The sequence below is a fragment of the Varibaculum timonense genome, from assembly GCF_027694345.1.
GTDB classification, from domain to species: domain Bacteria; phylum Actinomycetota; class Actinomycetes; order Actinomycetales; family Actinomycetaceae; genus Varibaculum; species Varibaculum timonense_A.
This window is the reverse complement of the sequence record NZ_JAQEVU010000001.1, coordinates 323,221-338,452: the sequence shown is the minus strand read 5'-3', so window position 1 is coordinate 338,452 and position 15,232 is coordinate 323,221. Positions and strand designations below refer to the sequence as shown.

Annotated in this window: 8 protein-coding genes; all 8 read right to left on the bottom strand. The window is 47.6% G+C overall.

The genetic code is table 11. The features are described 5' to 3' along the window. Nucleotides 1-12: 12 nt before the first annotated feature. The 8 genes from PG728_RS01445 to PG728_RS01410 all read right to left on the bottom strand — a co-directional run bounded on the left by PG728_RS01445 (nt 13) and on the right by PG728_RS01410 (nt 15,214). Nucleotides 13-3,489 carry a tubulin-like doman-containing protein gene (locus PG728_RS01445; RefSeq protein WP_270625313.1) on the bottom strand — a complete coding sequence of 1,159 codons (3,477 nt, stop codon included), beginning with the start codon at nt 3,487-3,489 and terminating at the stop codon, nt 13-15. A gap of 43 nt (nt 3,490-3,532) precedes the next feature. Then, a complete protein-coding gene (locus PG728_RS01440) occupies nt 3,533-5,860 on the bottom strand; it encodes a vWA domain-containing protein (RefSeq protein WP_270625311.1) in 2,328 nt (775 codons plus the stop codon). 381 nt (nt 5,861-6,241) lie between these two features. After that, complete coding sequence (locus PG728_RS01435) at nt 6,242-7,327, bottom strand: aldose 1-epimerase (RefSeq protein WP_270625310.1); 1,086 nt, start codon at nt 7,325-7,327, stop codon at nt 6,242-6,244. 76 nt (nt 7,328-7,403) lie between these two features. Next, complete coding sequence (locus PG728_RS01430) at nt 7,404-10,298, bottom strand: leucine--tRNA ligase (protein ID WP_270625360.1); 2,895 nt, start codon at nt 10,296-10,298, stop codon at nt 7,404-7,406. A 171-nt stretch (nt 10,299-10,469) separates the two neighbouring features. After that, the gene (locus PG728_RS01425) at nt 10,470-11,372 is read right to left on the bottom strand and encodes a cell division protein FtsQ/DivIB (protein ID WP_270625308.1); all 903 of its coding nucleotides are present in this window, start codon (nt 11,370-11,372) and stop codon (nt 10,470-10,472) included. Next, on the bottom strand, nt 11,369-12,781 hold the full coding sequence (murC, locus tag PG728_RS01420; protein ID WP_270625306.1) for a UDP-N-acetylmuramate--L-alanine ligase: 1,413 nt from the start codon (nt 12,779-12,781) through the stop codon (nt 11,369-11,371). The genes PG728_RS01425 and murC overlap by 4 nt, the downstream gene beginning before the upstream one ends. Continuing rightward, on the bottom strand, nt 12,778-13,899 hold the full coding sequence (gene murG, locus PG728_RS01415) for an undecaprenyldiphospho-muramoylpentapeptide beta-N-acetylglucosaminyltransferase (RefSeq protein ID WP_072509889.1): 1,122 nt from the start codon (nt 13,897-13,899) through the stop codon (nt 12,778-12,780). Before murG ends, murC begins: the two co-directional genes overlap by 4 nt. Next, the gene (locus PG728_RS01410; RefSeq protein ID WP_270625304.1) at nt 13,886-15,214 is read right to left on the bottom strand and encodes an FtsW/RodA/SpoVE family cell cycle protein; all 1,329 of its coding nucleotides are present in this window, start codon (nt 15,212-15,214) and stop codon (nt 13,886-13,888) included. Before PG728_RS01410 ends, murG begins: the two co-directional genes overlap by 14 nt. Between the last annotated feature and the right edge of the window lie 18 nt (nt 15,215-15,232).

Here is a 15,232-nt window from a genome sequence, read left to right as displayed (position 1 = left end):
CACTTGCGGGCATTAGCCAAGTTTCCTGCTTATATACATAGCTGCTTTCTCAACTTCCGCGTATTCGCCCTTGTCAGCAAGATTTAGCACCGGCAGTAGCACCGTGTTCAGTTTGTTCGCAAATGAGCTACCAGATACCGCCAGGTATCCCTCTATATTCTGAGCGAACATTTCCAGCTGCTGACATAGAACATCACTAACATTTCGGTGAGATTCTTCTTCAGAACTGAGCAAGACAATCCGGTCTTTAACATAGGTAACTAGATTGTCGGACAAAGTATAGGCAAGCTCGTCAATATACTCTTCAGTAGGTGTCGATAACGACACATAAGCAACCACATCAAAGATAGAGGCTTTCCCAGAGGGGAATTCCTCGGGATAGGTCGAGAATAGCTGCTGGAGGTTGATTCCCTCTTTAAGGGATTCCCCTAAGTAAGTTCTCTCAAAAGTAACCTGTTGTTCCTGTTGAGAACGCCGCTCACGCCTACCTACAACATAGGAAATTATCTGTTTAACCGCCACTGGGCTATTGGTTAAAGCATCCAATACCTCATAGAACTTATCGCAAGGAGTACCATTTGAGACAATAAAATCTTCCGGCAATCCGCCATCGTCAGGTTTATAGCGATATATCCGATTAGTTCCGTTAATGGCATGACTCCATTGAATTCTGCCAAACACTAACCCAAGTAAGAGCGAGATATGAATTTCTCTAAGTTGCTTCGCCTGATTCTTTTCATCTAAATCAGGTAGTTCAGATATCGAATGCCAACGCCGATCAATATGCGGGGTAATTACTTTCGTCTCCCCTACGGTCGGTTTAATCTCCGAGATTAGATTATAGTAAGCGGAAAAATACTCTCCCGCGGTACGATGACTTGTGATGTCATTTAGCGGCGGGGCAAACTTCGACAAATCACAGGCACGAATCCCATAGATTGCGTTGTAAAACAGGATTTCTTGCGGACTAATATCTCCGTCGGTTTCCCCGCCATAGTCACCTAAGATTTCCCGCACCAGCGATTCGCGTTTCGGATCATTTTCCCCCTCTAAGACTTTGTTATAGGCACAAGCCTCAATCGGATGCCGTTCTTCTCCCAGGGGCTGCTCAATGAAAGGAGAAGCTAAACGTTTAACTTTATTGATTTCTTCAATCACGTAGTGTCGAACATTTTCCGCTTCGTAACTGCGGGTTTCCACTCGATATTCGCGTTCAAGTGCCTCTATTACATCAAGTTTAATAATCTCGCTATGATTCTTCATTACTTGATCGGAGAAATACCCTAGCATCACATTGTTATACAAATCTTTGAAGTAATTCTCGTCTTTGTCATCGGTTAACATCGCATAGCGTCGCACCGAGTTATAGATATTTAGGGACAGCTCTGAATCTATCGAATTAACCCCTCCCATATAGGGAGTGTTGTTAATAATACTGCGCAAGCAATTAGAACTGGCGTAGACATATCGGGTAGTCGAGCCGGTGAGATTATCGTATTTAACCATATCTTGACCTAGAGTTACTTCCAGTTTTTTAAGGTTGTTCTCTAGAGAGTTAAATAGCTTTTCAAATGCATCAATTACACTTTTGACGTATTCCATTGCGTCAGCGATAACTCTTTGGAATATCAGAGCGTTACGGTATTCACCGATATTGTTTAAATAAGTGGACAGCGCTGTGGCGATTGCTTGCTGTTCGGCGCTGGGTTTGCGAGTGATACGTTGAGCTATACTCTTCTTACGCATCGCAAAATCAGCGGCAGTTTCAACTTTGTCATCGGTAGAGGGATCGTCAAAGTTATTCCGTTCAAATTCATCAAAGAATTTGATTAACCCTTCTTCTCCTTCTAATTCACGATTAGTTTTCTTTTGCAACAGTTCAAGCTTTTTGAGAACTTGATAGAGGAAATATCGACAGGATACCGGGTGCATAAAACTCTTTTTAACCGGTTCAAGCATATAGCTTTCAAGCCTATTAGGAAGAGAATTACCGGCTACGATTTCATCCTCATCTGCTTTGAACAGGGTATAACCAATAACACCTGCTTGCTCTTCAGCCTCATTCTCAGTAATGATTTTCAACTTTTCCAGATCATTAAAGACCATGGCGTATTCTTCGCCATCAGTTTTTTCTTGCAACTCTATGATGGCTGAACGTAAATCATCTTCACGGGTATCAGAAATCCGACTGGGATCGGGAGCGAAAATATAACTGTTCAAAGCATTTATATAGGCATCCCACTGATTGCCAAGATTAGTTACCCCATCCTCGGAAAAGACTAAGGTTTGATTCTTAACTGACTTAGCGAAAGGATCTTTTTGTTTCGCCAAACTGTCGATGGTATTAATAAACTCTGCCCCCCGGTCAATATCTCGGGCAGTTAGACCACTTTCTCTTTGTTTAGCTAAAGCTTTTTGCCTTTCTTTATAGGCTTCATCAAATTTAAGCCATTGCTTAGAAAGCACTTGCTGTGCCCAGGTCTTACCGATTACATCTCTAATGTGTTTCCAGGGATAGACCAGACGGGAAGCGCCTGCACCTGCATAGCGGTTACGTCCATTATTTTTTATAATTTCGCGTAAAACGTTATCTTCCCGCGAATTTGATTTCTTTGACATCGGCCCAATAGCCAAAGTGTAAATACAGGTTGCCGCGTGGTCTAAATAAGAGACAAAAGAATCTAGACTACCTCCGCTCTTGTTGTTGGCATCAAATAAGAAACAGAAATCATAAGGCATAGCCTCGACTGCTTCAACTCCCTCGGCACCAACCCTTGGGAACTCAAACTTTAGGTTGCGATACTGGCTAGGTAAAGTGTGGTCACCTTTCATAAGAAAGGCATCTAACTCCCGAACCGTTGCGTAAGCATTTACCTGCAAGTTGTGTTGTTCTTCGGATGCCTTAATCACTTTATAGAACACATCAGGCTGAATAAAAAAGCCTCTGGTAATTGCTTTAGCTTTCGGGTATTTCGCATTTAGATAGCTAGCCAAATAGAGAGCCACCGGTAAAATCAGTCCTGATCCAGTACCCCCAGCAAGCGAAGAGGTAATAATAACCCGCAGAGATTGTTCTTCTTGGTCTTTATCAATTCTGAACAGAGTTTCAATCGCCTTATGCAATTGATCAAGATGGGAGCTCTTCAAAGTAGTTTCGAAAGCTAAACGAGAAATGGCTCTAACCTGGGCAGCTCCCTCGGTTAAAGATTTACGATTCATCAGTTCGTTAATCGGGAACCATTTATCTCGAGCATTAGTATTGATTCCCAGATAATCGCCGACCCGGCTATTGGTAGAGGTTTGCACCGTGTACATTTCCGGATGATCCTGCTTGATTTTCCCCAAGTCGTTGGCATCGGTATCGAAGACAACAAATGCGATACGTTCCGATTGATTAGAACCAGATTCTCGCACCTTTTGCGAGACTTTTTTTACAATCTGAGAACCGGTTCCTCCCAGTCCTAGAATCAAAGTAGGTGCAATCGACATTTCTTTTTCCTTTCAAATCGGGGTATTAGACATTAGAAGTTATTTACTTTTTTATATTAAGATTTGCAGAATAGCTTTTTCCGGAACCCGCAATACTTGATTTAACTTTACTATTCACATTAAACATTGGATGAGTTTTATCCTTTACATCCAGCTTTCTTCCGTTGATAGTTACTGACATATTTTCGCGAGCAGCCAAGGCTTTCCAATTCAATATTTTGATACGTCCTTTTCGCGCAGCCTTTAGCTTCATAGGAGGGAACCCGGAAACACCTCGCGGCACATACCTAAAACTCGCGGTATCAGCCACGAAAGGTAATGCTCTGCGCAAACGTGATTTAACAAAGTTTCCGCTGCCCTTATTTGAACCTAGTGAAACCAAATTATCGTCACTGATATTAACTTTTGGCGATGAAACAATTCTCTTGGAAAAACGGGGTTTAAATATATACCCCATAATTAGAAGCAGAGCTAGTAAACAAAGCAACCACTTCCATCCTTGAGTTAGTATCCAGTTTTTTATACGATCTAAGAGAGATATATCATTTTTTACATTAATTGAAGTATCAAACACCGCTTTACTTAGCTGCTTTTCATAACTATGTTTTGCTTCTATATGTAACGGCATATTCCCAGTATCTGCCTTATAGATATCTCCATTGGGTGCTTTAGGCAGTATGAACACTTCCCCGTTCTTATCACCTTTCTTTACCGCAAACTCCATTCTTTTTGGGGAGGTAACTTTAATATCGCTATCTTTTATTTGTTTCCACTCCGCCTCGGGGAAGGAAATAATATTGCCGTCTTTCTTTTCCCCATATTTCACTTTTATGGCATCATCGGGAATCTTATAATCATTTAGCTTACTGACCTGATAGGTCTGACTACTGCCTTGAATACCCGCCGGAGGCGCGGGACGATAGACCTGTAAGTTGATTTTAGCTTCAGAAGTGCTACCGCTTAGATATTTAGCTTTAACATTAAATTGGGTTGAACCGGCACTTAACTCTACCTGATCACCGCTGGCAAAATTATCGGCTACAACTTTACCGTTATTAATAACCTTTGCATTGTATTGAACATCACCCAAGAGTGGTGACTTATCTATAAAGTTACATTTCTTATCCATAAAGCCGTATTTAACGGTGTACTTGCCTCCTACAATTTCGCCACTTTTTACTGGCTTTCCTTTTGCATCAGATAGCTGCACTCCGAATGAGACATAGGGTTTATAGAATACTTCCACAGTTTGCACCCCATCTAGGGAGACAGCCCCATTACCAGCAGGAAGTTTACTAAATGTTGCCACTTTGCCATTTAGTTCACTATTGGGAACCGCTTTAACCTTTGAAGCCCCGAAATCGACATCAGCGTTATTTGCCCACTTGACTTCTACTTGCGATTCCGGTTTAGCCACTGCAGAACCAAGCTTAATTTCATTAACCTTGACATCTTTGCCTTGAGCCAAAATGGTCAATTCTTCTATATCAATATCAGATTTAATTGAACTCGCACTGTCTTGGGGTAATACATCACGAGCAAAAATTAGGTTTGCAAAACGCGTTACTTTAGTTAATAAATCTTTAGTTTGTGGGGCTTGATCAAAAATAACCGCACTCGAAGAAGCAATTTGAGGCGCTTTATCGCCCATTGCCAAGAATGCTACTTTAAGCGCGCTACTTTCATTGGTATTTTCCTTTGCCCACTGATTGAAGTCGTTTTGTACTGTTTGGGAATTACGATCGTTAAAGGCGCCATCTGACAGGACGACTAGCCATTTTTCCCCAGCGTCAGAAGCTGACAAATCTTTAGCAGCAGCCTGAACTGGAGCATAGGGGGTATCTCCGCCTTGCATCACCATATTATGAATTTTTGATACCCGGGAGCTGGCAGCTTCTTTTCCTGCCAGCTGGACTACCGGTCCAGAGCCACCTTTAGCATAGGTGCTGGTCAAATAGATATTCATATTGTCTTGCTCCCCGAGTAATGCCGCAAACACTTCGAGGGAGTACTTTGCATTAGACCAGCGGTCAAGAGGGGTATTTCCACCATTTGAAAACATCGAGCCAGAATCATCTAAAACTAGATTTACCTGTCGTTTTTTTATAGCAACACTGTTTACGCCTTGCCCGCAATTATTAGGAGCCTTTCCCGCATTCCTAACTTGTTGTCCCACGACACTTAAGGTTTGTGGGGAGCTGATAGTATTAGCTTTTGCTGCGCTATGACTAACTGGATTACTTTGTCCAGTTTCTAATGCGCACGCCAAGGTCAGCTGACCACCCAGATTTAACAGCACCAATGATGCAGTCAATAGAATCGGCATCACGAAATACCATTTAAGATTTCTTCCCTTACCGCTTCCACGCAAAGTTAAGTTCCACCTCGTTTGGACAAGCACATCGCTCCACTATCGTTGCTAATGTGACTGTTGTTATCACTATCCGTGAATTTATCACTTCGCTCACGGCCAGTTTTATGACTAAAGATTCCGAAAACAAATACTTAACTTTTATACGAGGAAATCGAAATCAAAAAAACGAATAAATGAGCTAAACCCACAGTTCAAAAGGGTAAAGACCCCTGAGTTGTTACAGCCTTCTAGGTATTCTTATTTATAATACATGATTATTTTGAAGCCATTTAATGAGATTTTATTTAGCTATTTTCAAGCATTAAACAGCAGCTATTCTTATCGGTGCTACTAGGTTCGCCTGTCCTAGCCGACGCTCCAACTAAAAGGTAGTTAGCCTTACATATGGTGCTCTATGCACACATGCATCTCTTGTGAGCACCCTGGGGAAACGGTAACCAAATCTTGACATTCCGGGCGATTAAAAGCATCGGTCATCGCTAGCAACGGTTCCACCGCTATCGATTCGCCCGCCCTATTCAGCAAATCTTGAGCGCTATAGACTTGGAAAGAAGCCAAACCCTGCCCCTGCTTTGCCCCAGCCATTTGCAGCACAGTCGACGACCCATTTAGATGCTCCAGGACTGCCCAAGCAACCCCGTCTTTAGGAATCAGCGAAGTATAGGCACAGTCAAAATCTCCTCGCCCATATAGAATTACCGGAGATTCCTGGGCACAAAAAGCCGCTTGCCCCCTTAGGGGAATCAGCTGTTCATCAGTTACCACTAGGTTCTCAGCCGCAATCGTAACCTTAGCGTTTTTAGCTCTGCCAGTGGGGCAAAGAAAATAGGGATGCCAACCTAAAGTAATCGGCGCGTCACCTGTTCCTTTATTATGAGCCACCATATCGAGACTGAGCCGGTGAGGAGAAGAGCTAATCTGATAGGTAACCTCTATTTCTACCTCAAAGGGATAGGCCTCAAGCTTTGGTACCCTAACTTTGGCGCGCAAATAATCTGGTTTTAGCTCAATCAACTCGAATACCTGATTGGCAATTAAGCCGTGTAAAGCCAGTTCCCCGCCGATAGTTTCGCCCTTAAAATCATATTCCTTTCCCTGGAAACAGTATTTTCCATCCCGAATCCGATTTGACCAGGGAGCTAGCAAAGCGTTGCGAAAACCATCCATTTGGCGCGCTTCGTCCTGGCTACGATACCCATCGAGGACGTGCACACACCCAGGACAGGTAGGGGCACTGTCTGCTCGGTAATCACTTTGATAGGCGCTAACGCCCGAACTATCAGCTAGGCCATCCTCCCAGTAGGAGCTAGCTTTCGCACTTTCCTTGGTTTCAGTTCCCGCCACTTGTTGAGCACTGTCCCCCGCCCGCAGGTCACAGACTTGCCAGTCTAAAACCGTTGCCCCCATTGGGGAGACAACCAAGCAATCATTACCGGAGCGCAAAGTCCAAGTTTCCGGGCTCATAAGTTCTCCTTCTATTTTCAGCGACCTGAATCTGCGGGGGACATAAAACCTTGAGGAATAATACCCTGAGAACGTCCTATTTCTTCGGGATTACCACATTCACCAGTTTAGGAGCGCGCACAATCACCTTTAACGGCTGACCGCCCGCAAGAGCACGCTGCACCACTTCAGTTTCCAGTGCCTGTTTTTCTAGCTCCTCGCCTGAAATAGATTGCGGTACTTGCAAGCGGTACTTCACCTTGCCGTTAATCTGTACCACCGCCGTGATTTCCTCTTCTACCAGTAGAGATTCATCGATTACTACCGGGAAAGGCTCGCGTGCCAACGAAGAAGAGTGCCCCAGCCTATTCCAAAGCTCCTCGGCAATATGGGGAGCGAGCGGAGAAATCATCAATACCAACGCTTCCGCGGCTTCCCGAGGAACCGCTTTCAGCGCAGTCAGGTGATTATTAAGCACGATCAGATCCGAAACCACCAGATTAAGACGCATTTCCCGGTAGTCTTCGGTTACCTGCGCAATCGCCTTGGCCAGGGCACGCTGAGTTTCCAAATCGGGTGCGTCCTCACTAACGGTTACTTCCCCAGTGTTCTCATCAATCACATTGCGCCATAGCCGCTGTAAGAAACGCTGGGAACCAATCACTGCCCGGGTTTCCCACGGCCGCGACATATCCAGCGGTCCCATCGACATTTCATAGACCCGGAAAGTGTCGGCCCCGTATTCGTCGCAAATATCGTCTGGAGTAACGATATTCTTCAAGGATTTACCCATCTTGCCGTATTCGCGTTTAACCGGCTGCCCCTCGTAGGTGAAGCCACTGCCTTCATCACCGGCTACTTCGGCGGCGGGCACGTACGCTCCCCGCTGGTCGGTATAGGCATAGGCCTGGATATAGCCTTGGTTAAACAGCTTATGGAAAGGCTCACTGCTAGAAAGATGCCCCAGGTCATAGAGCACTTTGTGCCAAAAACGCGCATAGAGCAGGTGCAGAACCGCGTGCTCGACTCCTCCTACGTATAGGTCCGTGCCGCCAGTAGTAGCTCCAGCTCGAGCACCCATCCAGTAACGCTCATTTTCCGCCTTAGCCAGGAAATCTTTCTCCCCCGGATCAAGGTAGCGCAGCTCGTAACAGCAAGAACCTGCCCAGTTAGGCATCACGTTAGTGTCCCGATAATAGGTTTGTTTGCCCTGCCCCAGGTCTAGCTGGACTTTAACCCAGTCCCCAGCTCGCCCTAAGGGAGCCTCAGGGGAAGAATCCGCATCGTCAGGTGCAAAGGTGCGCGGAGAGAAATTATCTACCTCCGGCAAGTCCAGGGGCAGCATGGATTCCGGAAGGGCGTGCACCACGCCGTCCTCGTCATAGACCACAGGGAAAGGCTCTCCCCAGTAGCGCTGGCGGGAGAATAGCCAATCACGCAGGCGATAGGTGGTAGTAGCTTTACCCAATCCCGCGCCCTCTAGCCAAGAAGTAATCTTCCCAATTGCCTCGGATTTACCTAATCCATTAAGGCTAATCTGGTCATTAGCCGAATTCTGGATGACCCCATCCCCAACCCAGGCAGCATCTTTATCCGCATCCGGCGCGGGAGTAATCGTGTAGATAATGTCCAGGTCAAACTTCTTCGCAAAATCCCAGTCACGTTGATCATGAGCGGGAACCGCCATAATCGCGCCAGTACCGTAGCCCATCATCACGTAGTCGGCAGTGAAAATCGGAATCGGGCGATTATTGACCGGGTTAGTGGCGAATAAACCGGTAAATACCCCGGTTTTCTCGCGGGCATCTTCGCCGCGTTCACGCTCACTGCGGGCAGCTGCCTGTTGTTGGTAGGCGCGTACCGCTTGCCGCGGATTATCATATCCCCCCGTCCAAGCCTCGCGGGTATCCTGGGGCCATTGGGCAGGAATCGCGCTCTCGCCCTCGGCAAGCTCGCTTTGCCCCAGTCCCGCTAAAAGCGGGTGTTCGGGAGCTACCACCATAAAGGTAGCTCCAAACAAGGTATCGGGGCGAGTAGTGTAAACTTTTAGCTCCCGCGAGCCTACCCGGAAAGATACGGTTGCCCCGTGGGAGCGACCAATCCAGTTTTCCTGCATGGTGCGCACTTTTTCCGGCCAATCCAAAGTCGCCAAATCTTCGATTAAGCGATCTCCGTAGGCAGTAATCCTCATCATCCATTGCCGCAAGTGAGAACGAAATACCGGGAAATTACCGCGTTCAGAGCGCCCCTCGGAGGTTACTTCCTCGTCCGCTAACACCGTTCCCAGACCCGGACACCAGTTCACTGGGGCATAGGAAAGATATGCTAGCCGGTAATCCTCAAGAATATCTTCACGCTGCTTGGCACTGAGGTTTTCCCATTGCTTACCGTGCGGCAGCGATTTTTCCCCACTGGCGAACTTCTCGATTAGTTCGTTAATAGGACGAGCGGCTCCGCGTCCTCCATCCGGGCGAGGAGCGTCCACGTCATACCAAGAGTTAAACACCTGTAAGAAAATCCATTGTGTCCAGCGGTAATAGTCCTGGTCAATGGTAGCGAAAGAACGCCGCTCATCATGAGAGAGCCCAATCCGAGCCAATTGTCTGCGCATATTAGCGATATTTTCGCGGGTAGTCTTGCGCGGATGCTGCCCGGTAGTTACCGCATACTGTTCCGCGGGCAAACCAAAAGCGTCATAGCCCATGGTGTAGAGGACGTTCTTGCCCTGCATTCGTTGGAAACGACCAGTGACATCGGTAGAGATATAACCAAGAGGATGTCCCACATGCAGCCCTTTACCAGAGGGATAGGGGAACATATCCATTACAAAGAAAGACTCTTTTTGCGCAAGCGGACCCGCTAAAGACCCAACCGGGTTGTCAGCATAAAAAGTACCCTGGTCCGACCAGTATTTTTGCCATTTTTCTTCGATTTTCCCCGCCATCTGGGCGGTGTATCGATATGCCGGTATATCGCTAGCGCTCTGAGTCATTACTTTTTCTCCCTTCAGTTCCTTCTCAAAGCCTACCGCATTCAGGGCTAGCCCTGATTTCGCAATCAAGTTTGCCAACCGGTCCTCACCGCAAGTAGGAATCGCCTCGCTGCCCTCCCCATCCGGCTCAATTACCCCCAAGGTTTCCCCTAAAAACCTGGGAAAACGGGGCTAATTTGAAATAGTGGGATGCGCATAATCGGTGACGTTATAGATACTGCCCGCGCGCTGCAAAAGCACCGTTAATACCTGTGCTTTTTTCTGATTATCACCGTTTTTACCCCAGATAACTTTTGCTCCCGATTGCAATTGCAGCTCCACATTATCTAAACGAGCTACCTGAGCGCTTTTTATCTTTTGTTTTATTTCTGCGGGGAGAAATTGCACTACTTGAGCTACAGATTTTAGACAATCTTCAATATCGCTTTGGGGACAGCTACTAGCTACCTCTAGCAGTTTAGAAGTATCGAAACCTTGGGCAGGCAGCAGCTTTCCCTCTAAATCAACCACTTTTCCTTGCGCTGTTTTTGCTACTGGGGTACGTAGCGTGAGGTAAACGGCTATTCCTCGCGGGAATTCTCGTTTTACCTTCGCCTGTTTTACCCAGGGATTAGCACGTTGTAACGAGGAAGCAGCCTCTGAGGTGGGAAAACGCAACAAGGGTCTACCCGCATAGTTAGCAAGTTCCTCTTTTACCTGCTGGGTCGTAACCTGGGAGTTTGCCCCCATCACCCGAGTTTTAGCGGAATCATACGCAAAAACTGGGGAAAAGCCCAGCAAATATCCGCTAGTTCCCACTAACAGCGCTACCAGCACTCCGATAACTATTTTCCGCCGTCGCTGCCTGCGCTTTACCTGTTTAAGCTCTTCCCGGCGCTTAGCAAGCCCACTAGAGACCACCCCTTTGTCTTTGGAAGATAAGGTAACCTGGCGGGTAGCTAACTGTGACCCGGATTTATTTGCGCCGTCCTCTCTTTTCAGTTCATTTCTGCTTTTACGAGGACGAACCGGTTTTTTCCCCGAAACCACAGTAGCTTTCGGGCGGCGAACAAAAGCGGACTTCTCGCGGTTCACTGCGAAAACCTCTGCTTTAACACCGCCAAGACTACCGTTGTAGCTTTAGTTATGTCCCCTGCCCCCACGGTTAGGATTAAATCGCTGCCGTGAGCCTCATTAGCGATAAGGCGAGCAGCTTCATCTTTATCTGCCACATAACTACCGCGCTGCATTTTATCGGTGATAATCCTGGAGGTAACTCCGGGGAGCGGATCTTCGCGCGCCCCATAAATATCACAAACAACTGCCCTATCTGCCAGGTCAAGAGCCGCAGCAAAACGGGACGCAAAATTTTTGGTTCGAGAATATAGATGGGGTTGAAATACCACCAAGACTCGCCCTTTACCGGCTGCTTCCCGCGATTGACGCATCAAGGCTGCCACCTCGGTGGGGTGATGAGCGTAGTCATCAATAACTCTTACCCCGCCTACTTCACCTTTAGTCTCGAAGCGGCGAGCAGTTCCCTCGAACTCAGCAAGAGCACCCGCAGTCTCTGTTGCCGAAAAACCGGCGATACGGGCGGCTAAAAATACTGCTGCCGCGTTTAAAAGGTTATGCTCGCCTGGCATTGGCAAACTAACGGTGGTAGTCTCCTGACCTCGGTTAAACTGGGCACTTACAGAGTTTGGTTCTGCAAGCAGGGGTTTAACCAGGCAAAAGTCATCCAAACCGGCGGGAGGTGCTTGTAATCCGTATCCCAGTATCCGGATTTTAGGGGAGCAACTTTCATCTAAGTCCCCCTGAGGACGAAGCTGTTTTAGCAAGGTACGGCAACCGGGGTCATCAGTACAAAGAATTAGGGTTCCACCGGGTTCAATGCAATGTGCAAAATCGAAAAAAGCTCGCGCAAACTGTTCCGAGGAGCCATAGTTATCGAGGTGATCGGCCTCGATATTGGTAATAATCGCCAGCTGGGGGCGGTAATTCAGGAAAGAACCATCAGATTCATCAGCCTCGGCAATAAAATACTCTCCTGTGCCTAAATGGGCACCCGTCTGGTAGTGGGTGACCACCCCGCCAACCGCGAACGAGGGGTCAGCGCCGAGTTGAGAAAAAGTCTGAGCTATCATCCCCGAAGTGGTGGTTTTCCCATGCGCCCCCGCCACGGCCACAAACTTACGGTCAGCTGCCGCTAGCGCCAGTGCCTGGGAGCGATGCATAAATCTACAACCGGCAGCTTTACCGGCAGCAAATTCGGGATTACTAGGGCGAATCGCACTGGAATAAACAATAGTCATCTCGGGGGTGATTTTCTGCGGCTGAGTCCCCACCCAGCATTCAACCCCCAGTTGTTTAAGCCTCGACAGGTTAGCAGAATCTGCTTGATCCGAACCGCTAAGCTGCCAGCCACGTTCCACAAATAGCTGTGCCACCACTGACATTCCAGCTCCGCCGATGCCAATCAAGTGATATTTTGTCTCGGTCATTTACTTATTTCCTCAGCGATTCTAGTTAGTTTTTCAGCAGCATCAATGCCCTCTGCGGGTAATGCGCTGCGCATATCATCCAAACGTTGTGGTGATAGCAGCAAAGGAATCACCGTCTCGATAACAAATGAACTATCAAACTTGTCATTATCTACGATTAACGCTCCCCCGCATTTAACCGCGTCCTCGGCATTTAGACGCTGCTCTCCATTGCCGACTGGCAAAGGCACGTAAATAGCTGGCAAACGCAGCGCTGTTATCTCGGCTACCATCCCCGCCCCGGAGCGACACACCACCAAATCAGCTGCTGCCAAGGCTCTTTCCATATCAATTAAGTAGTCAAGAATCCGATATCGCGGCTTTAAGCTCTCCGGCAGTACTTGACGCAGTTCCGCATCTTTACCTTTACCGGTTAAATGAATAACTTGAATATTGTCTGGCAAATGCGCTAAGGCTGCCTGCATGGCTTGATTAAGTGAAAGCGCCCCCAAAGAGCCGCCGGTAACCAGTAAAGTTGGCTTCGAGGAATCTAGACCAAAAGATTCTAAAGCCACTGCCCGCCGGCGTTCCATTTCCGCTTTATTTTGTCGCGCCCTCGCCAAAGCAGCTATTTCTGGACGCAGCGGTAAACCAGTAGCTAGAGTTTTACCCGCTTTAGCCCGCAGTTTGGTAGATGGAAAAGTTAAAGCCACGACTTTTGCCCAACGTGCCCCTAAACGGTTAGCTAAACCCGGTCGCGCATTTTGTTCATGAATAATTAACGGGACACCTGTCCGGCGCGCAGCTAAATAGGCGGGGGTGGAGACATATCCTCCAAAGCCAATAACTACACCCACCCGGTTTTTCTTTATCAGGGTTTCTATTTTTTTGACGCTAGCGCGCATTCGCTTTGGAAGAGTAAAAAACTGTAGGGAAGGACGGCGCGGGAACGGAATCCGTTCTATGGTATGCAATTGGAAACCACGAGCTGGAACCAGCTCTGCCTCCTTGCCCCCTCTAGTGCCGATAATGGTGACTTTCCAGCCCTGGGATTTCAAATCATCAGCCGCTGCCAGGAGCGGATTAACATGGCCAGCGGTTCCCCCTCCAGCCAAAAGTACCGATTTATTTTGTCCCATCGTTCCTCCTCACGCTAACAGCTCTGCTGGAGCGTAGATATTTCGGCAGCCTGACCGCTGCCTCTTTAACCCCCGGTTCTGACCGCACATAGCTCAAAAGCACCCCCATTTGTATCAAGGTAGCTAAAGCGGTAGAGCCTCCGGAAGAAACTAGGGGAAGCGGCACCCCGACTACCGGTAAGAATCCGATTACTACCATGATATTTATTAAAGCCTGTACTATAACCCACCCTAAAGTTCCCGCGGCGCATATCCGGGTAGCCAGGCTGGAAGAATGAATGATTAAGCGACACAACACCCATGCCAACAATCCGAAAAGCAGCAACACCAAAAGGGTTCCAAACAGCCCAAACTCTTCACCTAAAATAGCGTAGATAAAGTCGGTATGGGCTTCGGGCAAATACTTCCATTTCTGACGAGAAGCGCCCGGTCCCACCCCGGTCAGTCCCCCGGTTCCCAGCCCCCATTTGGCACGCAGTGGTTGCAAACCCGAACCCATCGGGTCTGCATGTTCAGAACTAAGAAAAGACAATACCCGCCGCCGTCGGGATGGAGATACCAAAACCGCAGCTAAAGCCGCTATCCCCAACAAGGCGATTCCGGCAGTCAAATAACGCATCGAAATCCCGACTACCATCAGCACACAAAGCAAAATAGAAACGAAGATAAGCAGCGTTCCCATATCGTGACCAGCCATAACCAGAGCCGCAATCATCACAAAAGGTAGTCCTACCCAGATAAACAGCGAAGACAGGGATTCAATCTTGCATTTGCCGCTCGCGAACACCGTAACTAGCAGCAAAATGAAGGCTACTTTTAAGAACTCGGAGGGCTGAAAGACCTGGTTAATACCGGGCACATAAACCCAGTTGCGGTTACCGCCCTGGGCGCGTCCTAGGGAAGTAAACACCGCCAACTGACCGACTACTGCCAAAAACAGGATAAAAGGTGAAAGAAACTGCAGATAGTGAGCTGGCATACGGGAAACGGCAACCATGAAAGCGAAACCCATTGCCACAATAAGTAAAGGACGCGCTATCCCCCAATAGGGCGTAGTTCCTGCCGACAGCTCCAAGATTACCGAGGCAGAAAACTGCATTAGCAATCCAATTACCGAAAGCGCAATGATTAAGAACCATAACAACTGATAGTTAAATAAGGGAGCCTGGGTGACGGATTTCCATAGCCTGAGCAGTTTACGCTTCCCATCGGGATTATCGGAATGAAAACTATCCGCTAACTTTACTTGGATTCTAGGAATCTTGGCTTTTACTTTCGCAGCGGCGCCCGGTCGTGTACCCCTATTGTTCTCCACAACTTTTTGCCTAGCCAC